The organism is Streptomyces sp. NPDC096136, from assembly GCF_044763325.1.
Lineage (GTDB): Bacteria > Actinomycetota > Actinomycetes > Streptomycetales > Streptomycetaceae > Streptomyces.
In genome coordinates this window covers 238,471-261,587 of sequence record NZ_JBIWFZ010000008.1, presented here as the reverse complement: position 1 = coordinate 261,587, position 23,117 = coordinate 238,471, and the positions used below count along the sequence as shown (strand labels likewise).

At 74.8% G+C, this 23,117-nt stretch carries 22 protein-coding genes and 1 tRNA gene; 10 read left to right on the top strand and 13 right to left on the bottom strand.

The genetic code is table 11. The annotated features are described in order from the left end of the window. Positions 1-251: 251 nt before the first annotated feature. Complete coding sequence (locus tag ACIRBY_RS19540; RefSeq protein WP_403901946.1) at positions 252-1,163, top strand: helix-turn-helix domain-containing protein; 912 nt, start codon at positions 252-254, stop codon at positions 1,161-1,163. Here ACIRBY_RS19540 and ACIRBY_RS19535 read toward each other — a convergent pair. Together ACIRBY_RS19535 and ACIRBY_RS19530 are read right to left on the bottom strand one after the other, a co-directional pair. Continuing rightward, positions 1,160-1,426 (bottom strand): hypothetical protein, encoded by a 267-nt coding sequence (locus tag ACIRBY_RS19535; protein WP_403901944.1) that lies wholly within the window; start codon positions 1,424-1,426, stop codon positions 1,160-1,162. The genes ACIRBY_RS19540 and ACIRBY_RS19535 overlap by 4 nt on opposite strands. 173 nt (positions 1,427-1,599) lie before the next feature. Further along, a complete protein-coding gene (locus ACIRBY_RS19530; RefSeq protein WP_403901943.1) occupies positions 1,600-2,469 on the bottom strand; it encodes an MBL fold metallo-hydrolase in 870 nt (289 codons plus the stop codon). A gap of 111 nt (positions 2,470-2,580) precedes the next feature. Between ACIRBY_RS19530 and ACIRBY_RS19525 the strand changes: the two genes are divergently transcribed. Continuing rightward, a complete protein-coding gene (locus tag ACIRBY_RS19525; protein ID WP_403901941.1) occupies positions 2,581-3,015 on the top strand; it encodes a MarR family winged helix-turn-helix transcriptional regulator in 435 nt (144 codons plus the stop codon). An 18-nt stretch (positions 3,016-3,033) separates the two neighbouring features. On the opposite strand, the gene ACIRBY_RS19520 is transcribed toward ACIRBY_RS19525, so the two are convergent. Both ACIRBY_RS19520 and ACIRBY_RS19515 read right to left on the bottom strand, forming a co-directional pair. Then, positions 3,034-3,354 (bottom strand): hypothetical protein, encoded by a 321-nt coding sequence (locus ACIRBY_RS19520; protein ID WP_403901939.1) that lies wholly within the window; start codon positions 3,352-3,354, stop codon positions 3,034-3,036. 28 nt (positions 3,355-3,382) lie between these two features. Continuing rightward, positions 3,383-5,233, bottom strand: a complete 1,851-nt coding sequence (locus tag ACIRBY_RS19515) for a WD40 repeat domain-containing serine/threonine protein kinase (RefSeq protein ID WP_403901937.1) — start codon at positions 5,231-5,233, stop codon at positions 3,383-3,385. 174 nt (positions 5,234-5,407) lie between these two features. Here ACIRBY_RS19515 and ACIRBY_RS19510 point away from each other — a divergent pair, with 174 nt between their 5' ends. Together ACIRBY_RS19510 and ACIRBY_RS19505 are read left to right on the top strand one after the other, a co-directional pair. Then, positions 5,408-5,755, top strand: coding sequence for a GntR family transcriptional regulator (locus tag ACIRBY_RS19510; protein ID WP_403901935.1), 348 nt, complete (start codon positions 5,408-5,410; stop codon positions 5,753-5,755). Then, on the top strand, positions 5,752-6,699 hold the full coding sequence (locus tag ACIRBY_RS19505; protein WP_403901934.1) for a DUF1648 domain-containing protein: 948 nt from the start codon (positions 5,752-5,754) through the stop codon (positions 6,697-6,699). The genes ACIRBY_RS19510 and ACIRBY_RS19505 overlap by 4 nt, the downstream gene beginning before the upstream one ends. Here ACIRBY_RS19505 and ACIRBY_RS19500 read toward each other — a convergent pair. Further along, positions 6,696-7,526: a hypothetical protein gene (locus tag ACIRBY_RS19500; protein WP_403901932.1), complete on the bottom strand. Its 831-nt coding sequence runs from the start codon at positions 7,524-7,526 to the stop codon at positions 6,696-6,698. The two genes, ACIRBY_RS19505 and ACIRBY_RS19500, sit on opposite strands and share 4 nt — an antisense overlap. 237 nt (positions 7,527-7,763) lie before the next feature. Between ACIRBY_RS19500 and ACIRBY_RS19495 the strand changes: the two genes are divergently transcribed. Next, complete coding sequence (locus ACIRBY_RS19495) at positions 7,764-9,629, top strand: AMP-dependent synthetase/ligase (RefSeq protein ID WP_403901930.1); 1,866 nt, start codon at positions 7,764-7,766, stop codon at positions 9,627-9,629. Positions 9,630-9,653: 24 nt separating this feature from the next. Here the strand turns inward: ACIRBY_RS19495 and ACIRBY_RS19490 are convergent, their stop codons facing one another. Further along, positions 9,654-10,859, bottom strand: coding sequence for a PLP-dependent aminotransferase family protein (locus tag ACIRBY_RS19490; protein WP_403901929.1), 1,206 nt, complete (start codon positions 10,857-10,859; stop codon positions 9,654-9,656). 127 nt (positions 10,860-10,986) lie between these two features. Here ACIRBY_RS19490 and ACIRBY_RS19485 point away from each other — a divergent pair, with 127 nt between their 5' ends. Beyond that, positions 10,987-11,844 carry a hypothetical protein gene (locus ACIRBY_RS19485; RefSeq protein WP_403901927.1) on the top strand — a complete coding sequence of 286 codons (858 nt, stop codon included), beginning with the start codon at positions 10,987-10,989 and terminating at the stop codon, positions 11,842-11,844. A 111-nt stretch (positions 11,845-11,955) separates the two neighbouring features. Here ACIRBY_RS19485 and ACIRBY_RS19480 read toward each other — a convergent pair whose 3' ends face one another. The 3 genes from ACIRBY_RS19480 to ACIRBY_RS19470 form a co-directional block, all read right to left on the bottom strand. Further along, the gene (locus tag ACIRBY_RS19480; protein ID WP_403901925.1) at positions 11,956-12,168 is read right to left on the bottom strand and encodes a DUF397 domain-containing protein; all 213 of its coding nucleotides are present in this window, start codon (positions 12,166-12,168) and stop codon (positions 11,956-11,958) included. Positions 12,169-12,419: 251 nt separating this feature from the next. Continuing rightward, on the bottom strand, positions 12,420-13,304 hold the full coding sequence (locus ACIRBY_RS19475) for a helix-turn-helix domain-containing protein (protein WP_403901923.1): 885 nt from the start codon (positions 13,302-13,304) through the stop codon (positions 12,420-12,422). A 292-nt stretch (positions 13,305-13,596) separates the two neighbouring features. Further along, a complete protein-coding gene (locus tag ACIRBY_RS19470) occupies positions 13,597-14,337 on the bottom strand; it encodes a GPP34 family phosphoprotein (RefSeq protein WP_079427798.1) in 741 nt (246 codons plus the stop codon). Between the two features lie 278 nt (positions 14,338-14,615). Between ACIRBY_RS19470 and ACIRBY_RS19465 the strand changes: the two genes are divergently transcribed. From ACIRBY_RS19465 to ACIRBY_RS19455, 3 genes are all read left to right on the top strand, one after another. Then, on the top strand, positions 14,616-17,567 hold the full coding sequence (locus tag ACIRBY_RS19465) for a hypothetical protein (RefSeq protein ID WP_403901921.1): 2,952 nt from the start codon (positions 14,616-14,618) through the stop codon (positions 17,565-17,567). Positions 17,568-17,685: 118 nt separating this feature from the next. Further along, positions 17,686-19,515, top strand: coding sequence for an MFS transporter (locus ACIRBY_RS19460; protein WP_403901919.1), 1,830 nt, complete (start codon positions 17,686-17,688; stop codon positions 19,513-19,515). Positions 19,516-19,640: 125 nt separating this feature from the next. Further along, positions 19,641-19,862: a hypothetical protein gene (locus tag ACIRBY_RS19455; RefSeq protein WP_366450941.1), complete on the top strand. Its 222-nt coding sequence runs from the start codon at positions 19,641-19,643 to the stop codon at positions 19,860-19,862. 98 nt (positions 19,863-19,960) lie between these two features. Here the strand turns inward: ACIRBY_RS19455 and ACIRBY_RS19450 are convergent, their stop codons facing one another. From ACIRBY_RS19450 to ACIRBY_RS19440, 3 genes are all read right to left on the bottom strand, one after another. Continuing rightward, positions 19,961-20,707: a hypothetical protein gene (locus ACIRBY_RS19450; RefSeq protein ID WP_403901917.1), complete on the bottom strand. Its 747-nt coding sequence runs from the start codon at positions 20,705-20,707 to the stop codon at positions 19,961-19,963. Positions 20,708-20,800: 93 nt separating this feature from the next. Then, positions 20,801-20,873: transfer RNA gene (locus ACIRBY_RS19445), tRNA-Arg, on the bottom strand. Positions 20,874-20,935: 62 nt separating this feature from the next. Then, positions 20,936-21,565: a TetR/AcrR family transcriptional regulator gene (locus tag ACIRBY_RS19440; protein WP_403901915.1), complete on the bottom strand. Its 630-nt coding sequence runs from the start codon at positions 21,563-21,565 to the stop codon at positions 20,936-20,938. Between the two features lie 125 nt (positions 21,566-21,690). Between ACIRBY_RS19440 and ACIRBY_RS19435 the strand changes: the two genes are divergently transcribed. Beyond that, entirely contained in the window at positions 21,691-22,572 is an 882-nt protein-coding gene (locus ACIRBY_RS19435; protein WP_403901913.1) for an alpha/beta fold hydrolase, read from the top strand. 28 nt (positions 22,573-22,600) lie between these two features. Here ACIRBY_RS19435 and ACIRBY_RS19430 read toward each other — a convergent pair whose 3' ends face one another. Next, positions 22,601-23,080, bottom strand: coding sequence for a RidA family protein (locus tag ACIRBY_RS19430; protein ID WP_403901911.1), 480 nt, complete (start codon positions 23,078-23,080; stop codon positions 22,601-22,603). Between the last annotated feature and the right edge of the window lie 37 nt (positions 23,081-23,117).

Below are 23,117 nucleotides of genomic sequence, written 5' to 3'. Positions count from 1 at the left end.
GGGGGTCGGGATCCGGGGGGCTTCGACACCTACCAAGTACCCGGTGGGTGAACCGACCGACCCCCCTTCCGGTCCCCCTGCGGATCCCCGCGCGGCGCCGTCACCCGCATGGGTGAACTGTGCCAACTGGACTGGATTTGGGGGAGGTTGGCTGGCATGTGCTCGCCGCGGCAACCGCAGACATGAGACGGCCCCCGTCGGGACTGGCATCCCGTGCGAGGGCCTGACCAAGCAGGAAGTAAGGCTTCCCGATGGCTCGCAGCCAGCCTAACGCGCCCGTGCGCACCGCGTCCCGTGTTCCCTGCGGGGCCGCCCCATCAGGTGTCATCCACGTCAACGTCAAGCACGGCGATCACTACACCGTGGTCGGCAACCACCTCGCGCAGCACCGCGCCCTGTCGCTGGTCGCGATCGGGCTGGCGCTCCGCATCCAGTCGCTGCCCGCCGGCTCCAGGGTCGGCATCAAGCTGCTGGCCGACCGGTTCCCCGAGGGGGTGGTCCGGATCGCCGCCGCCCTGCGGGAGCTGGAGGCCCACGGGTACCTGGAGCGCAGCCGCGTGCGGACGGCCGACGGGCGCCTGGTGAGCAGGACCGTCTCCTACAACCGGCCGAGGGCGCTCCCGCCGCCGCCCGAGCCGCCCGAGCCGCCCCCTACGCCCCCGGGCGGCCGAGCGCCCGAGCCCGAGCCGGAGCCCGTCGCGGAACCCGCGCCCGAGCCGGAGCCCGTCGCGGAACCGGTGGCCGCAGCCCCGCCCCGGGCCCCCGCGCCCGTGCCCGCCGCCCCGGCGGGGCCGGTGCGGCAGGAGGCCGTGGCCCTGCTCGCCCGGCTGCGCGGCGACGACCCCCGGCTGCTGCTCGCCGAACGGGACGTGCGCCGGCTCGCGCCCGGGGTGGCCGCCTGGCTGGAGCGCGGGGCCGAGCCCGAGGCCGTCCGGCGCGTGCTCGCCACCGGGCTGCCGGACGACATGCGCAGCCCCGCCGCGCTCATCGACTACCGGCTCCGGTCCGGGCTCCCGCCGGAGCTGCCCCGCGCGCCCGCGCCGGCGGCCGCCCGGCGGCCCGACCCGATGCAGAACTGCGACGGCTGCGACCGCGCCTTCCGCGCCCCCGTGCCCGGCCGTTGCCGTACGTGCCCGCCCGAGGGGATGGACGCGGCCACCTAATGGGACGCCCGGCAGGCGCCGTTGGCGTCGTTCGAGGAGACCCCGGCCGCCTGGAGGCTCGCGACGCAGCTGGTCTGGTTGCCGATGGAGCCCTCGTAGCAGGCCTGTGTGATGTCGGGCGAGGACTTCTTGCCGTGCGACACGACGTACTGCGTGCAGTCCTGGACGCTGGCGGACGCGGCCGGGGCGGCGAAGGCGGCGCCGCCGGCGGCGAGGACCAGGGCGGCGAGGACGCTGGGGATGCGGGCCGACGGACGACGCATGCGGATGCACCTGCTCTCTCGGTCGGTGGCGCGGTCCGGACGCGTGCCGGACCGCGGGCGGGGGCGGCGCGGAGCGGGCACTCCGGGGGGCGACCGGCTCGACGCATCGGTCACCCCCGCCCTTCCGACGCTAGAACACCCCTCCGGCGCCCGCACTCCGGCTCGACTCCGGCCTAGGCGTCGACGGGGCGCCAGGCCGGGCCGTCGCCCTCGTGGCGGACGCGGCCGAAGACCACGTCGGCGAAGTGGACGCCGAAGCCGAGGGTGTGCGGCTCCGCCAGTTCGGCGACGAGGCGGTGGCGGTGGCCGGCCGTGGCGGTGAGGTCGTGGTCGAAGCCCGAGGACCAGTCCGGGCGGGACGCCTGGATCGGGGAGTGCATCGCGTCGCCGAAGGCGATCAGGCGCCGTCCGCCGCCGGTGACGACGTACTCGGCGTGCCCGACGGTGTGGCCCGGGGTGATGCGGACGCGGACGCCGGGGAAGACCTCCTCGCCGTCGGCGACGGTGCGCACGCGCGGGGCCAGGGCCGCGGCCTGGGCGCCCATGCCCTGCTCCACCAGCAGGTCGCGGCGGTCCCACTCCGGTGCGGATACCAGGAACTCGGCGTGTCCGAGGAGGGGTTCGCAGGCCCAGCCGAGGTGGTCGGCGTGGAGGTGGGTGAAGGCCACGGCCTCGATGTCCTGCGGGCGCCGGCCCAGTTCCGCGAGGCCGTCGGGCAGGGCGCCGCCGCGGACCGTGTGCAGGGGGCCGTCCGGGGACCCGTAGGTCTGGGGGCCGAAGCCCGCGTCGATCAGCAGGGCGCGGTCGCCGTGTTCGACGAGGAGGGCGCCGACGCTGCCCACCAGGTGGCCGGTGTCGTCCAGGTACTCCGGGTGCGCGGCCCAGGTCGTGTCGCTGCTGTCGGGAAGCAGGCGCAGCGGGCGGAGCCGTACGTCGCCGTCCGGAACGTAGGACACCTTCGTGTCCCCCAGGCGCAGGGAGCGGATGCCGGAGGGGCGGCGGAGGCGTTCGTCCGGGTGCATGGGTGTCGTCGAGTCGGCCATGTCTTCTCCCTGGTGGGGTGCGGGTGGGCGGCGGTGATCACCATAAGCATCAAGCTTGAATCATTCAAGCTGTAAATGTTTTGGCTTGATGGGGTTGTTAGGGTGGGCGGCATGACGAAGCCCCCGGACCCGCAGGCGCAGGCCGTCGCCGAACGGCAGCTGTGCGGTCTGGTGAACGGGCTCGCCCAGCGGATCGGCGAGCACGTGCGGGAGCGGGCCGCCACCCTCGGCCTCACCGCGTCCCAGGCGACCGCGCTGCGGGAGATGAGCGGGCCGATGACCATGCGGGAGCTCGCCGAGCGGATGAGCTGCGAGCCCTCCAACACCACCTTCGTCATCGACAGGCTGGAGAGGCAGGGGCTGGTCGAGCGCCACCCGCACCCCACCGACCGCCGCGCCAAGCAGCTCGTCCTGACCGGCGAGGGCACGGCGCTGCGCGAGCGGCTCCTCGCGCTCCTCCACGCGGACTCGCCGCTGGCCGGCCTCGCCCCGCAGGAGCAGGACCTGCTCCGCGACCTGCTGGAGCGGGCCGTCACCGGCCCCTGAGGGCCGGCGGAGCCGGGGTCAGGCCGTCTGGCCGCGGAGGAAGGCCACCGACGCCAGGAGGAACGGCGCCGCGTACCACCAGCGGCCCAGGGTGCGGTGGAAGAGCGGCACGGCGGTCAGCAGCAGGCCGGCGAAGCACAGGACGACACAGGCGTGCGCGGTGAACAGGACGTCGTCCCGGATCCGGTCGTAGGGGCCGTCGGGTCGCAGGGTGAGCGAGACCTGGCAGAGGTAGGCGGCCGGCAGGTAGACGAATGCGGCCAGCGGCGCGCCGAGCACCCACCGCAGGCAGCCCCGGTCCTCGGGCAGGTCGATGCTCTCGCGGCTGCGGTAGGTCATGCCCACATCATCACCGCCGGACGGGCCGTCAGGGGATCCGCCACACCCGGACGGTGGAGTCGTCGCTCCCGCTGGCCAGGTGGACCCCGTCCGGACTGAAGGCCACGGAGGCGACGGCCCCGGTGTGCCCGTTGAGCCTGGCCGCCGCCGAGCGCGCGGCCACGTCCCACAGCCGTACGGTCCGGCCGCCGCCCGCGGCCAGCATCCTGCCGTCGGGGCTGAACGCGACGGACCGGACCGTGCTGTTGCTGCCGTCGAGGGAGGCGGTGGCGGCGGCCGCGGCGGGGTCCCAGAGGCGTACGGTGGCGTCGGCGCCGCCGCTGGCGAGGGTCCGGCCGTCCGGGCTGAACGCCACCGAGGCCACGTGCCCGACGTGGCCGGTGAGGGTGGCGGTGACGGTGCGGCCGGCGACGTCCCAGAGGCGTACGGTGCCGTCCTCGCCGCCGCCGGCCAGGGTCCTGCCGTCGGGGCTGAACGCCACCGAGCGCACGGTGCCCCCGTGCGCGTCGAGGGTCGCGGCGACGGTGCCGGAGGCGAGGTCCCAGAGGCGGACGGTCCGGTCGTCGGCGTCGGCGAGGAGCGTGCCGTCCGGGCTGAACGCCGCCGACAGCACGCCCGCGGAGGCCTTCAGCCCGGCCCGGTCGCTGCGGCGCCCGACGTCCGCCAGGGCGATCGAGCGGTCCAGGCCGGCGCTCGCGAGGACCTTGCCGTCGGGGCTGAACGCCACGCACGTCACGGTCGCGGCGCGGGCGGGGAAGGGGGAGGAGCCGGAGCCGGCCGCGAGGTCCCACAGCCGGACCGTGCGGTCGCTGCCCCCGCTCGCCAGGAGCCTGCCGTCCGGGCTGAACGCCACCGACCCGACGGCGTCGGTGTGGTGGGTGATGACGGTCCCCGCCCGGCCTCCGCCCCCGCCGGACATCCGCAGCACGGCGTAGGTCCCGCCCGTCACCCCGGCCGCGGCGGCCAGACCCCCGAGGAGCACGGTGCGGCGCGCCGGCCCGGCGGTCGGCCGGGGCAGGGCCGGCCGGGTCCGGGGCGGCGCGACGGGCGCGTCCGGGTCCAGCAGGGCGCGCAGCCGCGCGGCGGCGGCGGTGGCGTCCGGCCGTGCCCGCGGCTCCTTGGCCAGCAGGTCGGCGACCAGCGCCGCGAGCGGGGCCGGCACGTCCGCCCGTACGGTGTCCGCCGCGGGCGGCGTCTCGTCCAGGTGGCGCCGCATCAGCACCCACGGGGTCTCGGTGACCGGGAACGGCGGCGCGCCGGTCAGCAGCGCGTGCAGCACGCCGCCGAGCGCGTACATGTCGCAGGCCGCGCCGACCTGTTCGCCGCGCCACTGCTCGGGCGCCATGTAGGCGGGCGTGCCGAAGACGCGGCCGGTGGCGGTCAGGGTGGCCGTGGCGTCGGCGGTGCGGGCGATGCCGAAGTCGCAGATCTTCAGGCGGCCGTCGGCGAGCAGGAAGAGGTTGGCGGGCTTCAGGTCCCGGTGCACCACCTGCTGCGCGTGCGCCGCGCCCAGGGCCTCGGCCGCCTGGAGCCCGAGGCCGAGCACCTCGGGCAGCGGCAGCCCCTGGCCGGGGCGCGCGGCCAGGCGCTGGGCGAGGTCCTGGCCCTCCAGCAGCTCCATCACGATGAACAGCCGGTTCCCGTGCCGCCCCGTGTCGTGGACCACGGTGATCCCGGGGTGCTGGAGGCGCGCCCCGATCTCCGCCTCCCGCCGGAAGCGGCCCATCAGTTCCTCGGAGGCGTCGAACTCCAGCAGCACCTTCACCGCGACGGCCCGCCCGAGTTCCAGGTCATGGGCCCGCCACACCTCGCCGACCCCGCCCTGCCCGAGCCGGACGCCGAGCCGGTACCGCCCGGCCAGTTCCTCTCCCGTCCGCATCGCCACCCCCTGCTGCCCCCGGACCGGTCCAACCGCCCCCGCGGCCGGGGCCATTCTGCAACACGGGTCCGTCAGAGGGTGGCGAACGCGCCCTCTCGTCACGCTCCCGCGGCCCGCGCCGGGGCTCCCGGGCAGTGGCTCCATCGAGGTAATGGTGCTAGTGTCATTGGCACCATGTTGCTGAGGCTGAACACCGCCGACACCCGCCCCCTGCACGAGCAGGTGGCGGGTGCGGTCCGCCGTGCCATCGCCGAGGGCGAATGCGCCCCCGGCGACCGGATCCCGCCCGCGCGCGACCTCGCGCAGGCGCTGGGGGTCAACGCCAACACCGTGCTGCGCGCCCTGCGGGCCCTGCGCGACGAGGGGCTGCTGGAGTTCCGGCGCGGCCGCGGGGTGACCGTGGCCGGCGGGGCGGACGGGCGCTCGGAGCTGCTGGAACGCGTACGCGCCCTGGTGGCCGACGGGGCGCGGCTGGGGTACGGCAAGGCCGAGCTCATCGAGATGATCAGGGGGATGCCGTGAGGAACCGCGGGGTGTGGGGGGTCGCCGGGTGGGGGGCCGGGGTGCTGGCCCTGGTGGTGGGGCTGCCGCTGGCCGCGGGCGGGCGGCTGCCCGATCCGGTGGCCACCCACTGGAGCGGCGGCTCCGGGGGGCCCGACGGGTCGATGGGGCTGTGGGCGGCGGTGCTGTTCCCGGCGCTGGTGTGGGTGGTCGTGGCGGCCGCCGCGGCGTTCGGGGCCCGGCGCGGGCCCCTTCCCCGATGGAGCCTGGCGACCCTGGCCTCCACCGGTGTGCTCCTCGCGGGAACGCAGGCGTCGATCGTACGGGCCAACCTGGACGCCCCCGACTGGCGGCAGGCCGGGTCCGTGACGGGGTGGGGCGTGGCGGTGATGGTCGCGGTCGCCGTGCTGGCCGGCGCCGGCGGGGCCGCGCTGGGGCGCCGGTCCCCGGCGGAGGGGCCCGCGGCCGCGGAGGGGCCGCGGATGGAGATCCCGGGCGGCGAGCGGCTCGTCTGGCTGTCGAGCGCCGCCAACCCCTGGCTGCAGCTGCTGGGGGGCCTCCTCGGGCTGGCCGCGCTGGGCGGCCTCCTCGCCGGGCTGGCGGGGCTGCTCGACGGGCCGTGGCCGATGGTCGCGCCCCTCGCCTTCGCCGCCCTGGCGGTCCTGGTCTGCTCCTCCGTCCGGGCGCGGGTGACGCAGCGCGGGCTGGAGGTCGCCTTCGGTCCGCTCGGGTACCCGGTGCGGCGCTGGGCCGCCGCGGACATCGAGTCGGCCCGCGCCGAGGAGCGGACGCCGGCCCGGGCCGGCGGCTGGGGCTACCGGATCAACGGGCTCGGCACGACGGTGATGCTGCGGGGCGGCGAATGCCTGGTCGTACGGGTGAAGGGGCGGGACTTCGCGGTGAGCGTGGACGACGCCGCGCGCGGCGCCGCCCTGCTGAACTCGCTCCCCGCGAAGAAGGGTTAGCGGCGGGCGTACGAGCCCAGGCCGACCAGGCAGTACACGTACTCGTTGATGACGCTGCCGTTGATGGTGTAGCGGTAAGAGAAGCCGTACTCCGTGGCGGAGTTCTGGTCGCAGCGGCTCATGTCCGAGGTGCCCGGGAAGCGTTGGACGACCCGGTAGTGCGCGTCGTCGGCGGAGCAGGGGACGTCGTGGACGCCGGTGACGCGCGTCGCCGTCGTCGAGTCCGGCAGCTGCCCGTTGAGGCAGGTCCCCTCGTCGAAGGGGCGGGGGGCCTCGGTGGTCGGCGAGGGGGTGGGGGGCTCGTACGTCGGGGTGGTGTCGGGCCCGGTCCCCGGGCCGGTCTCCGGGCCGGGGGAGGAGGCCGGCGGGCTGTACGGGGTGTACGAGGACGAGGGCGAGGGCGAGGGCGTTGCGCCGCCGGTGGGGCGGGAGTCGTCGTCACCGCCCGCCACGGCGATGCCGATGACCAGGGCCGCGCCGACGCCGAGCGCCAGCAGGCAGCCGAGGGGCCCGGACTTCTTGCCGGGCGGGGGCTGTTCGACGGCTATGGGGCCGAAGGGGCCCGGCACCGTGAAGCCGGAGGGGGCGCCCGCGGCGGGGCCGGAGGCGTCGGCCGCGCTGGGGCCGGAGGGGCCGGCCGCGCTGGGGCCGGACACCCGTATGCGCAGCAGCACCTCCGTGCCGCCGACGCGGGCCCGTACGAGGTCGCCGTCGCGGGTCGGCGGTATGCGCAGCCGCGCGGCCCCGGACGGGAGCGGGACGTCGACGGTGGTGCCGCCGGCGGCCTGCGCGGGGGTGAGCGTTAACTGGATCTCCTCTGACGACACCGGCTGCTCCTCAAGGTGGCGGTGCCCTGGCGGACTTCACGGATTCTTCCCCCTCCGCCCTCGCCGACGCAGCCGTTCCGGCCCGCAGGCCCGGCCCCGCAGGTGTGCGGACCCGGGGTGGAGATCGTTCGCGGGGTGTGGAGCTGTGGAGGAGGGCCGGTTCGAGGGGTGTTCCCCGGGAGACGCGCGTGCGTAGATTACCGGCGGTAACCCCCGATCGACCGAGGAGAACGAGCCGTGGACGCTGCCGAGCCGAAGCTGGTCGAACCCGTCAAGACGATCGTCGCCGGGGTGGTGCGCGAGGTGGCGGTGCCCGCCCTCGCCGGGGCGCCGGCCGGCGGATCGCTCGGGGACCTGCCCTTCCTCAACGCCCGCGAGGCCCCCGGCGGGCCCGTACTCGCCCGCAAGCAACGCGACGGGACCTGGCGGGACGTCACCGCCGCCGAGTTCGCGGCCGAGGTGCTCGCCGTCGCCAAGGGGCTCATCGCCGAGGGGCTCGCGGAGGGAGACCGGCTCGCGATCATGGCCCGGACCACCTACGAGTGGACCCTGCTGGACTTCGCCGGCTGGGCCGCCGGGCTGGTCACCGTCCCCATCTACCCCACCTCCTCCGCCCTCCAGGCCCGCTGGATCATCCACGACTCCGGCGCCGTCGCCTGCGCCGTCGAGGACACCGTCCAGGCCCGGCTCATCAGCGCCGAGCGCGCCCACCTCCCCGGCCTCGCGCACCTGTGGGAGTTCGACACCGGGGCCGTCGCCCGCCTGGTCAAGGCCGGGGAGCACCTCCCCGACGCGATCGTGCAGGCCCGCCGGGCCGCCCGTACGCCCGAGTCCTACGCCACCCTCGTCTACACCTCCGGCACCACCGGCCGGCCCAAGGGCTGCGTGCTGACCCACGGCAACTTCTTCGCCGAGGTCGACAACGCGGTGGAGCTGCTGCACCCGGTCTTCCGGTCCGTCAGCAAGGACCCCGCCTCCACCCTGCTCTTCCTCCCGCTGTCGCACGTCTTCGGGCGGATGGTCGCCGTCGGCTGCCTGCGCGCCCGGGTCAAGCTCGGCCACGCTCCGAGCATCGCCACCGAGGACCTCCTCGCCGACCTCGCCGGCTTCCGGCCCACCTTCCTGCTCGCCATCCCCTACGTCCTGGAGAAGGTCTACAACACCGCCCGCGCCACCGCCGAACGGATGGGCCGCGCCTCCTCCTTCGACCGGGCCGCCCGGATCGCCCGGCGCATCGGGGAGGCACCCGAGGGCGCCCGGCCCGGACTGCTGCTGCGGGCCGCCCACGCCCTGTACGACCCGCTCGTCTACCGGCGCATCCGCACCGCGCTCGGCGGCCGCGTCCGCTACGTCCTCAGCGGCGGCTCCCCCCTCGGCCGGCGCCTCGCCGCCTTCTACACGGGCGCGGGCATCGAGGTCTTCGAGGGGTACGGGCTCACCGAGACGACGGCCGCCGCGACGGTCACCCCGCCGCTGCGGCCCCGCCTGGGCACGGTCGGCTGGCCGCTGCCCGGAACGGCGGTGCGCATCGCCGACGACGGGGAGGTGCTGCTGCGGGGCGGGCACGTCTTCGCCGGGTACTGGAACGTTTCCGCGCAGCCGCCCGGCGGCTGGCTGGCCACCGGGGACATCGGCGAGCTCGACGCCGACGGCTACCTCACCATCACCGGCCGCAAGAAGGACCTGATCATCACCTCCGGCGGCAAGAACGTCGCCCCCGCACCCCTGGAGGACTGGCTGCGCGCCCACCCGCTGGTCGGCCAGTGCATGGTGATCGGCGACAACCGGCCCTACGTCGCGGCCCTGATCACCCTGGAGCCGGACGGGCTGGCGCACTGGCGGCAGATGCACCGGAAGCAGGGCGTCCCGCTCCGCGAGCTGGTCACGGACCCGGAGCTGCTGGCCGACCTCCAGCGGGCGGTCGACGAGGCGAACAAGCTGGTCTCGCGGGCCGAGTCCATCCGCCGCTTCGCCGTCCTGCCCGGGGAGTTCACCGAGGACCGCGGGCACCTGACCCCCTCCATGAAGCTCAGGCGGGCCGCCGTCGCACGGGACCACGAGGACGAGATCGAGGCCCTGTACCGGGCGCCGCGCGGCTCCTGAGCCGCGGGCCGCCCGCCCCCGCCCCTACCCCAGGGCCCGGCGCAGCCGGTCCAGCCCCTCGGCGATCTCGTCCGGGGTGTGCGTGGTGAAGGACAGCCGCAGGGCGCGCGGGTCCGGGGCGCCGGTGAAGAAGGGGGCGCCGGGCACGTACGCCACGTCGTGCGCGACGGCCGACTTCAGCAGGGCCGTCGCGTCGTACCCCTCCGGGAGCCGGGCCCAGACGAACATGCCGCCCTGCGGGCGGTTCCACTCCGAGCCCTCCGGAAGCGCCCCGGCCAGGCCCGCCAGGAGGGCGTCGCGCCGGGCCCGGTAGGCCTCGCGGACCCGGGCGACGTGGGCGTCGAGGTCGTGGGCGCCCAGGTAGTGGGCGGCGGCCAGCTGGTCCACCGTCGAGGTGTGCAGGTCGGCCGCCTGCTTGGCGACCACCGCCGCCCGGCGCAGGGCGGCCGGGGCGCGCAGCCAGCCCAGCCGCAGCCCCGGGGCCATGATCTTGGAGAAGCTGCCGATCAGGGCGGTGCGGTCCTCCGCGCCCGGGTGGGCGGCGAGCCAGGGCTCGTGGTCGCCCTCGTAGCGCAGGTCCCCGTACGGGTCGTCCTCCACCAGCCACAGTCCGAGGCGGGCCGCGGTCCGCGCGACCTCCGCCCGGCGCTCGCCGGGCAGGGTGCGCCCGGTGGGGTTCTGGAAGGTGGGGACGGTGTAGAGCAGCTTGGGGCGCTCCCGGGCGGTGATCTCGGCCAGGGCGTCGGGGAGCAGGCCCTGTTCGTCGCAGGGGACGGGTATGACGCGGGCCCCGGCCATCCCGAAGCACTGGAGGGCCGCCAGGTAGGTGGGGTTCTCGACGAGGACGGTGTCGCCGGGCTCGACGAGGGTGGCGGTGACCAGGGTCAGCGCCTGCTGGGAGCCGGTGGTGACGAGCACGTCGTCCGCGGTGGTGGGCAGCCCGCGCCGGTCCGCGCGGGCCGCGACGGCCGTGCGGAGCTCGGGGGCGCCCTCGGTGGTGGAGTACTGGAGCGCGCGGGAGGCGGCGGCGGCTCCGGCGAGGGCGCTGTCGTAGGCGGCGCGCAGTCCGGCGGTGTCGAAGAGCTCGGGGGCGGGCAGGCCGCCGGCGAAGGAGATCACCCCGGGCCGTTCGGTGAGCGCCAGGATCTCCCGTACGGGCGAACCGCCCACGGTGGCGGCGCGGGAGGCGAAGCCGGGCAGGGCGGCGGCGTCGCGGCTTTCGAGGGGCATGGGGGCTCCTTCGGGTGGCGGGTGACCGCAGCCTAGCCAGGAAAGATGCAGGCGGCACCTACCAGTTCGAGGAGTGAACAGCGCCCGCCCCCTCGCGAACTGATGATGCATCAGCTAAACCGGTGCCATGACGAGCAGACGAGAGCGGGAACCAGAGGACACCAGGGCCGGGGACTACGCCGGGCTCGCGGCCGTCGGCCCGTACGGGGTCCGCCCCGGCCACGCGCTGATCACCATGGTCGAACCGCATCCCGGCCACGAGTACGCCTACAACCGCTGGTACGAGGACGACCACTACTACGCGGGCGCGATGGCCATGCCCTGGATGTTCGCGGGCCGCCGCTGGGTGGCCACCCGCGACCTCCAGGAGCTGCGCTACCCGGAGAAGTCGGCGGTGGCCCAGCCGGTGACGGCCGGCTGCTACCTGTCGACGTACTGGGTGACCGAGGGCCGCTACGACGAGCACATGAAGTGGACCGTCGGCATCAACAGGCGCCTGAACCGCGACGGCCGCGTCTACCAGGACCGCACGCACGTCTTCACGGCCTTCCAGGACCACGAGGCCACCGTCTACCGCGACGGGGCCGCCGGCCCCCGCGACTTCCACGCCCTGGACCACCCGTACGCCGGGCTCGTCCTCCAGGTCGTCGACGCCGAGGGCCCCGAGCGGCGTGCTGAGCTGCTGGAGTGGCTGCGCTCCAGGGCCCTGCCGCGCCGGCTGCACGGCTCGCCCGCGGCGATGGTGACCGCCTTCCGGCCGACGCCGCTGCCCGGGGACCGGATGACCTACGTCAAGCAGGTCGAGGGGGTGGACACCCGCCTCACGCTGCTGTGGTTCCTGGAGGCCGATCCGCGCACCTGCTGGGACCGCTTCCAGGGGCTGGACGCGGAGGTCGCGGAGGCGGGGCTGGGGCGGGTGGAGCTGGTGGCGCCGTTCATCCCGACGGTGCCGGGGACCGACCGGTACGTGGACCGGCTGCGCTGACCCCCGGGCGGAGCGGGGGCCGGCCGCCCGCACGCGGACACGGCCGAGCCCCCTCGGCCAGGACGGCGTGCCGGTCGAGAGGGCTCCAGTGGGTGTCGCGCGTCGCGGGGTTCAGGCGAGGTGCCCCAGCCGGCCCTCGGCGACGCCGGTCACGAAGGAGGTCCAGGAGCCGGGGGCGACGGTGATCGAGGGACCGTCCTGCACCTTGGAGTCGCGGACGGCGATCGCCTCGGAGACGGGGGACTTGACCTCGACACAGGCGCCGTTTCCGCCGGAGTAGGAGGACTTGGTCCAGTTCTCGGTGCCGCCCTGACGAATGCCCATGGTTCTTCTCCGGTTCAAGAGAGTGGTTCCGGGAGTTCCCGGCCGAACGCCGGCGCCAATTCCCGGGCCGACGTGATCGACGCTACCGGCACCTTCCGAGCGGGGAAGGAGACATTCACTCGACCGGGTGGCATATTCCATTCAGGCCTTCTGTGGCCGGGGACCGACGGTGTACCGTGCCGGACCCCCCGCCACCTCCCTACTTCCCGCACATGCCCGACTACTTCCGGCTACCCGCGGGACGCCTCCGGCTACTTCGCCAGGGCCGCGTAGTGGTCGATGATCCCGGAGATGAACTCCCGGGTCTGTTCCACATTGAGGGCCTGCGCGCGCAAGTGCTCGTACATCACGCTGTATTTCTGGACGTCGTTCGCCTTCTCCAGGTACAAATCGCTCGTGACGCCCTCGATGTAGACCACCGTCGAGTCCGAGGCGTCCGGGAATTCCAGAATCGCGTACTGCCCGTTCACTCCCGGATGGGCACCCATCGAGAACGGCATCACCTGCACGGTGATGTACGGCTGCTGCGACTGCTCTATCAGGAACTGCAACTGCCGGATCATCAGCTGGGGATCGCCCACGTGCCGGCGCAGCACCGCCTCGTCGATGACCGCCCACAGGCGCAGCGGCCCGACCTCCGGATTGTTGTTCTCCGTCTCGGACAGCCGCTTCTGCCGGTGCATCCGGACCTGGACGCGCTTCTCCACGTCGGCGGGCGCCGTCTCCGGCAGCGCGCCGCGGATCAGGGCCTGGGCGTACTCGGGGGTCTGGAGCAGCCCCGGGACCATCTGCGGCTCGTAGGTGCGCAGGCTGGCCGCGTCCGTCTCCAGGCCGATGTAGACGCTGTACGGGATGTCGCCGAAGGCGTGCCACCAGCCCTGCTGACGGGAGTCCTTGGCCATCTGCATGAGCGAGTCCACCAGACGGGGGTCCTCCACCTCGTACACCTCGCACAGGTCGCGGACGTCGCGCTGGCTGATGGAACGGCGGCCGTTCTCCAGACGGCTGATCTTCGACTGGGAGACGAGGAGGCGCTCGGCGACCTGCTCGGCCGTCATGCCCTTGTCCTCGCGCAGCTTGCGCAACTCCATGCCCAGTCGGCGGCGTCGGACGGTGGGATTGACATTGGACGCCACGGGATCGGCACCTCCGCCTTCTTCAGTAGCTGTCTCTCTGCGTGTCTGATGTTCAGCAGACTGCCACCGAAGGGTGCGACGGCGCTGGGGAACGGCCCGGAAAGCAGCCACGCGGGGTGGCGGGGCCGGCGTATCGGCCCCGCCACCCCGCGTGTCCGCGGCTCGCGCACCGGGTCTCTGGGGGACGGCCGGCTGCGGAGGTGGATCGGTGTCCCGCTGGTGGACCAAGGGGTGTAGCGGGTTCTGCGGCCCTCCGGGCCTCATGGCCCTTCGGGTCGTACGTGCCGTGCGCTCAGTGCGCGGCCGCGCGGGCCATCGCACCCGTCCGGCGCGGCTGGAGCGGCACGCCGCCCGCCGTGGCCCGGGCGGCCGGCTGCGGAGCCGGAGCGCGGTCGCGGCGCGGCTGTGCGGCCACGCCGTTCTGGACGTCCATGACGGCGTGCGCCACCAGGCCGCCCATCGGGTCGTGCCGGATCAGGTCCCGCAGCCGGGACCTGGACGACCGCCCCTCGTTGCCGGGGTACAGGTGCTTGCCGAGTCCGACCGCGTGGGCCAGTGCGGCGAGCGCCGCGGTCCGCGGGTCCGGCGGTACGCCGGTGCGGATCGCACTGTCGAGCCGGGCACGGATCTCCCGGCTGATGGCCGTGTCGGTCGCCTGGTAGCGAGTCGTCGGCAACACCCCGCACATCTGTCCCGCGACGGCATGCACCATGCCGCAGCGCTCCAGGTGCGCGAGGTAGATCTGGCGGAGCCCCAGCCGGGGGCCGCCGATCCAGTGGACCGCCCGTACCGGGCTGCCGCGCCTGCGCAACAGCTCCAGTGCGGAGTCCAGAGTCGGATCTCCTGTCGGCCGTGGCATCACCACGGCGATACGATCCCCGTCAGGGGCTATCCGTCCTGCCAGAGCCAGCTCCACTAGCTGTGCCCCGGCCAGGCCGAGGTCGAGCGACTGCGGCTGCGCCGTGGTACCCGTGGCCGGGTCCAGGGCGAGCAGCAAAAGCTCCTCTGGAATTGTTCTGCGGCTCCTGCCCATCCATGCCTCCCCGCGTGGATGAGTGACAGGGTGACGCCTCTCACATTCATCTGTCGAGAGCGCCTGGACGCTTTGTGGGGGAACCAGTAGCTATGTCGTTCTCGTCTAGCACGTGGGCGAGGCCCCCGAGACGGGACACTGTTAGACGGTTCGGGCAGTGACCGGACGGCGATCGAGGAGGAACGGTGGCGGGCGAGTCCCCCGACAAGTCGGTAAGTGAAGGAGCGTCGGGGGCGGCGAAGTCCTCAGGGGCCGGAGAACAGGACCCGAGGGTCTCGGTGTTCCAGCCGCGCGTCCCGGTGAAGGACGCCGTGGCGTCCCGGGCGGTTGCCGCCGATGCCTCGGACGAGGACGCGGACGCGGACGACGGCGCGGACGCGCGGGCGGACGGCGAGCCCTCGCCGGCGAAGGCCGCGGTGGTCCGCCAGGGTTCCGCTTCCGAGGGTTCCGAGGGTTCCGAGGGTTCCGAGGAGCCTTCGGAGGACTCCGCCCCCGAGGGTCCGGACGGGGAGCGGTCCGGCCGGGACGCGGCCGGTTCCGAGCGCACCGCCGTCTTCCGTACCGTCAGGCCGGCCTCCGCTCCGGCGGACTCCGACGGCGACCGTACGGCTGACCCCGAGCCGGGTTCCGGTTCCGGTTCTGCCGGTGGCGGGAAGCCTGCGGGGGACGTGCGGACCACCGCCTTCGGCGTGGTGACCTCGGACCCCGCCCCGCGGGACGCGGACGCCCGCCCGGAGCAGGCCGGTGGGCGGGGCTCCGCTTCCGGCGGTGCCGACCGGGCCTCCGGTGAGGACCGGCCCGCGTCCGCGGACACCGGGAAGCCCTCTGCCGGTGCGGCGGCCGGTTCCGAGCGCACCGCCGTCTTCCGTACCGTCAGGCCGGCCTCCGCTCCGGCGGACTCCGGCGGCGACCGTACGGCTGACCCCGAGCCGGGTTCCGGTTCCGGTTCCGGATCCGGTTCTGCCGGTGCCGGCAAGCCTGCGGGGGACGTGCGGACCACCGCCTTCGGCGTGGTGACCTCGGACCCCGCCCCGCGGGACGCGGACGCCCGCCCGGAGCGGGGCTCCGGCTCCGCCGACGCGCGCAGGCCCTCCGCCGATTCCGAGCGCACGGCCGTCTTCCGTACCGTCAAGCCCGCTTCCGCCGCCGCGGGCGAGGGCGGGGCGGGCCCCTCCGGGACGGGGAAGCCCGCCGCGCAGGACCCGCGTGCCGCGAAGCCGGTGCCGGACGACGCGGAGGCGGGCAAGGGCGGGAAGGCCGGGCAGGCCGGGGAGAAGGCTCCGGCCGAGCCGTCCGAGGACTCCGAGCGGACGGCCGTCTTCCGTGCCGTGAAGCCGGGTTCCGCCCCCGCGGACGCCGGGAAGAAGGAGGACCCGGCGGGCTCCTCCGCGCCCGAGGCCGAGCCGGACCGGCGCACCGCCGTCTTCCGCACGGTCAAGCCGGGCACCCGTCCGGCGGACGGCGGCAAGGCCGCTCCCGGTGCTCCGGCCGCTCCCGGCGCGCCCGCCGCGGCCGGCAGGCCCGCCGGGCCGGGGAAGTCCGCCGCGCAGGACCCGCGTGCCGCGAAGCCGGCCGAGTCCGACGAGCGCACGGCCGTCTTCCGCGCCGTCAAGCCGGGTTCCGCCCCGGCGGACGCCGCCGGGAAGGACGCATCGGGGAAGGACGCGGCCGGGAAGCCCGCGGCCGGGAAGCCCGCGGCCGGGAAGCCCGCAGCCGGGAAGGACGCGGCCGCGCCCGCGAAGCCGTCCGCCGGCAAGCCCGCCGCCGCGCCCGCGCCCGGGCAGAAGGCGGCCGCGGCCCCCGAGGCGCGGGTCAGCACCTTCGTACCGCTGCGCGGTGAAGGCGGGCCCGCCCCGGCCCCGGCCGCCCCGAAGCCCGACCCGGCGACCGCCCCCACGGTGCGGCGGCTGGACCCCAGCGAGCGCACCACGCAGCAGCCGCTGCCGCCCAGGCCGCCGCTCGACATGCTGGCGGACCTCACCAACAACCCGCCCCCGCCGCCCAGCCCGATGCGGACGGTCGTGCGGCGGGTCAAGATCTACGCGCCGATCGTGCTGCTGCTGGTCGTGGTCCTGGCCGTCGTGCAGCTGGTGCGCCCGCTGCCCGCGCCCCGGCTCGTGCTGACCGCGAAGTCCCAGTTCACCTTCCCCGGCGGGGCGCCCGACCTGCCCTGGCCCACCGAGGGCCAGGCCTCGATGGCGGCCGCCGGCCTCGGCACGATCGGCTCGTCCGGCGAGCAGAAGCCCGTGCCGATCGCCAGTGTCACCAAGTCGATGACGGCGTACATCATCATGCGCGACCACCCCTTCAAGAAGGGGGAGAAGGGCGCGATGATCGACGTCGACAAGACCGCCGAGACCGAGGGCCAGAAGGACAAGTCCGACAACGAGTCCACCCTCAACACGGTCAAGGAGGGCGAGAAGATCTCCGAGTACGACGCGATCTCCGCCCTCATGATCCCGTCGGCCAACAACATCGCGCGGCTGCTGGCCCGCTGGGACTCCGGCTCCCAGGAGGCGTTCGTCAAGAAGATGAACGACACGGCCAAGCAGCTCGGCATGACGAACACGACCTACACCGACCCCTCGGGCCTGGACGCGACCACCGTCAGCACCGCCGAGGACCAGGTCAAGCTCGGTCTGAAGATCGTCGAGATGGACGCGCTGACGGACATCACCCGCAAGCCCTCATGGACCGACCAGACCGGCAAGAGCTGGCGGAACTGGAACAGCCTGGTGCCGTACAACGAGTCCCTCGGCATCAAGACGGGTACGACGACCAAGGCCGGCGGCAACCTCCTCTTCGCCGCCTACAAGAAGGTCGGCGACACCAACCAGCTGATCGTCGGCGCGGTCCTCGGCCAGCACAAGCCGCCGATCATCGACACGGTCGTCGCGGTGAGCAAGAACCTGCTGGTCGCCACCCAGAAGTCCCTGGAGGGCGCGCCCGTCGTGAAGAAGGGCGACGTCGTCGGGTACGTGGACGACGGCGTCGGCGGCCGGACCAAGGTCATCGCCACCGCCGACGTCCAGGCGGTCGGCTGGTCCTCGCTGACGGTGGACATCAAGCTCGGCGACGGCGGCACGAAGATCCCCGAGACGGCGAAGGCCGGCACGGCGGTCGGCATGCTGACCGTCGGCGACGGGGCCAGCCAGGTGAAGGTGCCGGTCGCGCTCCAGTCGGAGCTGGCCGCGCCGGGCGTCGGCAGCAAGCTGACCCGTATCGGCTGATACGGGCCGCAGCACCGCGGCGCCCCGGGCAACCCCGGGGCGCCGCGGTGCGTCCAGGGAGCCGGGACGGGACTCGCGTGTCGTGTCGGGAAGAGGTGTCGGGAAGAAGGCGTCGGTCGTGACCACAGCTGAGCAGCGCAAGCCGGGGAGCCGGGTGCCCGGACAGAGACGGCCGACCTCCGCCGGCCGGCCGGAGGGCGGCCCCCTCGGCCTGGCCCACCGCCACCCGGTGGCGGTCGCCACCGCCGCGGCGGCGGTCCTGCACGTCGTCTGGTTCTTCTGCTTCGCCAACAGCGGCGGGGACCTCGCGGCCCAGGACGCGTGGGCGGAGTTCGTCGGCCGGCACCCGGACACGGCGTACAACCTCGCCTGGTACGGGGGGATGCACCCCGTCTCGTACAGCGTCGTGTCCCCGTACGTCATGCACGTGCTCGGCGTCCGGACCACGATGATGATCGCCGGGACCTGCTCGGCGGGCCTCCTCGCCCTGATCCTCACCCGCTGCCGGGGCGCCGTCCGGCGCCCCCTGTGGCCGGCGCTGGCCGGGGTCTACGGCCTGTTCTGCAACGCCCTCTCGGGCCGCGTCACCTTCGGGCTGGGGACCCTGTTCGCCCTCGGGGCCGTCGCCGCCGTCTTCTGCTGGCCCCGCAAGTGGGCCCGGCGGCGCTGGGCCAAGGCCGCCGTCGCCGCACCGCTGGCCGGGCTGGCGACCGCCGCGAGCCCGGTCGCGGGGCTGTTCCTCGGGGTGGTCGCGGCCGCGCTGTTCCTGAGCGGGCGGCGCCCGGGCGCGTACGCGCTGGGGCTGGCCCCGGTGGCCGTGGTGGGCCTGTCGGCCTGGCTGTTCCCCTTCTCCGGGACCCAGCCGATGAAGATCGGCTCGGCCTGGCTCCCGTTCGTCTTCGGGCTGGCCATCGCCTTCCTCGTGCCCAAGCGGTGGAAGACGGTCCGGATCTCCGGCGCCGTGTACGCCCTCGGGGTGTTCCTGACCTGGGTGGTCGACTCCCAGATCGGTTCGAACGCCACCCGCATGGTCATGCTCTTCGGCGGGGCGGTCCTCCTCGCGGCCGTCCCGCACACGGTCCCGCGCACCCGGCGCCGGTACGCCGTGCTGCTGGCGTTCGTCGGCCTGAACGCCTGGATCACCACCAACAGCATCACCGACATCGTCCGCACCACCCCGGTGGCCGCCTGGAACCGCGAGCTGGCCCCCCTGGTCGACCAGCTGCAGAAGGCCGGCGCCGACCGGGGCCGGGTGGAGGTGGTCCCCGCCAGCAGCCACCGGGAGTCCTCGGCCTTCCCCGCGTACGTGAACCTCGCGCGCGGCTGGAACCGCCAGGCCGACCTGGAGCGCAACCCGCTCTTCTACGACGACACCCTCGGCGCCGAGAGCTACCGGGCCTGGCTGGAGCGCTGGGCCGTGCACTACGTGGTGCTGCCCGCGGACAAGCCCGACTCGGGCGGCGAGGCCGAGGCCGAGCTGCTGCGCGGCGGGCTGCCGTACCTGCGGCAGATCTGGGGCGACGAGAACTGGCGGCTGTTCGAGGTGGACGATCCGACGAGCCTGGTGACCGGGCCGGCGCAGGTGGTCCGGGCGGGCGCGGACCAGCTGGTCGTCGACGTCCGGGCGCCCGGCCGGGTACTGGTGCGGATCCCGCACTCGCCGTGGCTGGGCCTGGTGGACGGCTCGGGGAAGGCCGTGGAGCCCCCGCAGGAGACCCCGGCGTCCAAGGCGCGGGGCGCGGCGCGTTCCGGGGCGCCGAAGGAGTACGCGAACACCGCCGGCTGCCTGGCCAAGGCGGCCCCCGACGGCGAGGGGGACGTGTGGACGGAGCTGCTGGCCCCGGCGCCGGGCGAGTACCGCATCGCGGCGAAGTACCAGCTCCCGCGCGGCACGCCCTGCCCGGAGGAGCTGGTCCGCGCCGGTCAGGACACTCAGGGCCGGCCGTGAGCCGGCCCTGAGCCCGGCCCGGAGGGGGCCGGTTTCCACCCCATCCAGGTGCATAGGTCCGTATATCTGCATACGATCCCGGTAATGGGATCGAGTGAATGCTTCCCGAGGGAGTTGACGACGGGATGAGCAAAGAGCAGAAGCAGGACGTCCAGGCTGCCGTCGCGAAGGCGGTGGAACAGCTCCAGCTGAACACGCGCCGCGCGCAGGGCCACGGCCCCCACCACGGCTTCGAGGGCCCCCTCCGCACCAAGGTGAAGGGCGGGGCGCACACGAAAGCGGACCTCAAGCGGGCCGGCACCCCCCAGGGCGACCGGATCGGCGAACGCAGCAGGGGCCTGAGCTGACGGCGGCGGTACGGAGGAAACGGCCCGGAGCACGATCGCTCCGGGCCGTTCCCGTTCGCGTTCGCGCTCCGGGCAGGAGCGGGGCGTGGCCGTACCGGTCAGAAGGGGGGTTCGAGATCCCCGCGGCCATCGCTGCGCGGCCCCTGGTCCCAGGGCTCCTCCCGGAAGGGTTCGGGGCCGGGAACGGCGTGGCCCCACGCTTCGAGCGCCTTCCGGGCGACGCGCCGGTTGGCGTCGTTGCCGCTGCTGTCCAGGATGGGGCGGGCGTGCACGGCGAGGTGGTCGCGGTGCCCGGCGAGCGCGGGGTGTTCGGCGAGGACGAGCGCGGCGGTGACGGCGGCTTCGCGCACGTCCTCGTGGCTGTCCTGGAGGAGGGGCGCGACGGCCCGGTAGAGCACCGGGCGCAGGTCCCGGAAGGCCGCCACGGTGGTGCCGCGGGCGAGGAAGCCGGGGAAATACCGCTCCTTGGGGCCGACGACCTCGTCGGAGGCGTCGTAGGCCGTGGAAAGCAGCCAGTTCAACAGCGTCGCGCGGACGGGAACGCCGCGATAGGGCCTGGGCGTCATGGCCGCCGGGTGGGCGAGGATGCCGGCGACGAACAGGGCGACGGGGGCGGTGGCTTCGTAGACGGTGTTCTGGTGGCCCACCAGCTCGCGCAGCTCCGCCAGAGCGCTGACCTGAACCTTGGCATCCGGCTCCAACAGCCGTGCCAGAACCCCGGGAAGACCTCCACCGTTCCCGAAGGCCGTCTGGAGCGAATCCCAGTCGGTCTCCGCCAGGACCGCCTGGTAGGGCGGCACGTCGGGCTCGTGGGGCGCTCCGGAGTGGGACCGACTGTGGTTCACGGGCCAAACCTAGACCAGACACCCGCCCCCGTTGCCGTCAGCCGGTGCAGTCGAACGGCCCGGACCGTGATCGGTCCGGGCCGTCGTCCCTTGTGCCCCCGGCAGGATTCGAACCTGCGACACCCGCTTTAGGAGAGCGGTGCTCTATCCCCTGAGCTACGAAGGCGTTCGGGGCTCCGTGCGGAGCCCTGGGCCGCCGCGAAAGCGGCCCAGGCACAGCGTAGCGGATCAGGTACCGGCTCCGGGGCCCGGTTTCCCGCCGGGGTCGGCGGAGGGGGCGGAGCGTGCGGCTCCGTCCATCAGGAGGCCCGCGAGCTCGCGGGTGTAGCCGTCGGTCGCCCCGTCCCGGCGGACGAGGATCCGCATCCACAGGGCGCCGGCCAGGGCGTCGACCAGGGGCGCCGGGTCGGCGTCGGGCGGCAGTTCGCCGCGGGCCACCGCGCGGGCGAACAGGGGACGGTGCCGGCCGAAGCGGTCGTCGAGGAAGGAGACCGCGAGCGCGCGCATCGCCGGGTGGCCCACCGCGCCGACCAGGACGGCCTCGACGACCGTCCGCCGGCGCTCGTCGTCCAGCAGGTGGCCGATCCGGTCGGCGAGCGCGGTCAGGTCGCCGCGCAGGCTGCCGGTGTCGGGGGGTTCGAAGCGGAAGGCGTCGGAGTCCAGCAGCGCGTCGTGCAGCAGCTCCGCCTTGGACGGCCACCAGCGGTAGAGGGTCGTCTTGTTGACCCCGGCGCGCCGGGCCACCCCTTCGACGGTCAGGGCGTCGAAGCCCGCCTCGCCGAGCAGGCCGAGGGCGGCCGAGAAGATCTCGGCCCTGCGCCGCGGCCCGCCGGCCGTCCCGTCCCGCCTCTGCGTCATGGGTCCCGCTCCTTCCCCGTGCGTCCGACGGCCACCCTAGTGCAACGCGACGTGGCGTTGTGTTTCAAGCGGTCCCCGCCTAATGTGCAACGCAACGTTGCGTTGGATGCGTGTCAGGGGGAGACATGGGCGGAAGCGACCGACCGGGGACCCCGGCGACGGCGGCGGGGCTGGTGCCCGTCCCCGGTCCGCCCGGGATCTGGGCCGCCGGAGCGCCCGAGGGGGCGCCGCTGGTCCTCGTCCACGGGACCCGGCTCTCGGCGCTGATGTGGGACCCCCACGCCCGCCGGCTGGCTCCCCGCTTCCGGGTCACCGCCCCCGACCTGCCCGGCCACGGGGCCCGGCGCGGGCGCCCCTTCCGGCTGGAGGAGGCCGTCGCGCAGGTGGGGCTGGCCGTGGAGGAGGCCGTCCGGGCCACGGGGCGCCGCCCGCTGGTGGCGGGCGCCTCGCTGGGCGGCTACGTCGCCCTCGCCTACGGGGCCGCGCACCCGCAGGGCGCGGCCGCGCTCCTCGTCCAGGGGTCCACCGCCCGGACCGACGGGCCCGCCGTCCTGCCCCACCGCGCCGCCGCCCGCGCGTTCGCGGCGCTCGGGCCGGAGCGCTCCGCCCGCCTCAACGCGTGGGCGTTCGGGCGCCGGCTGCCGGCCGAGAGCCGGGAGGCGGTGCTGCGCGGCGGCCTGGCGATGCCCGCCTTCGGCGAGGTGGTCGACGAACTCTCCCGGTGCGATTTCCCCGGGCTCGCGCGCCGCTGCCGGCTGCCGGTGCTCTTCGTCAACGGCGTCGGCGACCGCCTCTTCCGCACCGGGGAGCGGGAGTTCCTCGCCGCGGCCCGCTCCGGCGGCGGCGACGCCCGACTGTTCCACGTCCGCGGGCCGCACATCATGTCCCTCACCGACCCCGCGGCCTTCACGCGGACCCTGGAGCGCGGTCACCGGCTCCTGTCCGCCGCCCACCCGGAGGCCTTCGCCGCCCCGGGCCGTCCGGCCGGGCGCGCACCCGCGCCGTAGTCCGGGACCGGCCCCCGGGGGAGGGGGCTCAGACGCCCATCGGGGCGTGCAGCTCCACCGTGATCTCCACCTCCACCGGGGCGTCCAGCGGCAGCACCGCCACCCCGACCGCGCTGCGCGCGTGGATGCCCGCGTCGCCGAAGGCGGTGCCCAGCAGTTCGCTCGCCCCGTTGACCACGCCCGGCTGGCCGGTGAAGTCCGGGGCGGAGGCCACGAAGCCGACCACCTTGACCACCCGTTTCACGGCGGACAGGTCCCCGGCCACCGAGGCCACGGCGGCGAGCGCGTTCAGCGCGCACTGCCGGGCCAGCTCGGCGCCCTGCTCCGGGGTGACCTCGCCGCCCACCTTGCCGGTGCGCAGCAGCGCCCCGCCCACCACGGGCAGCTGCCCGGAGGTGTGGACGTAGTGCCCGCTCACCACCGCCGGTACGTACACGGCGACGGGCGGGGCGACCGGGGGCAGCTCGTGCCCGGCGGCCGCCAGGCGTTCTTCGGGGGTCGTGTTCACGGCGACGGCTCCTTGGGAGGGGGAGGGGGAGGCGGGG